This is a genomic window from Oleiphilus sp. HI0117 (assembly GCF_001635235.1).
The window spans coordinates 1-271 of the sequence record NZ_LWGA01000243.1 but is presented as its reverse complement, the minus strand read 5'-3'; the positions used below and the strand labels follow the sequence as shown (position 1 = coordinate 271).

Here is a 271-nt window from a genome sequence, read left to right as displayed (position 1 = left end):
CAGCTAGTGCCTTTAATGCTAGGTCTAGTTTTGCAGTGACGTTGAACTCGCCAGCGTCTAGCGCGTCGATGTATGCAAGTTTCAGGGCGTGATAAGTACGCGCATTAATTGGGTCTTTGCGAACATCGAAACGGTTATCACGAATCCAGCCGTCTAGAGCTAGGTCGTGGTTAGACTCGACAACGTATAGCGGCGCAATTTCCGCTAGTTCGTTCAGACGATTGATAACGTCTGCTAGGTCATCCACAACGGCACGTTTTTGTTGGCTGTA

The 271-nt window shown here is 49.1% G+C and carries 1 protein-coding gene; it reads right to left on the bottom strand.

What is annotated here, in order from left to right; all coding sequences use genetic code 11:
- A partial coding sequence (locus A3757_RS26200; protein WP_197469698.1) for a hypothetical protein occupies positions 1-271 on the bottom strand: 271 nt, incomplete at both ends.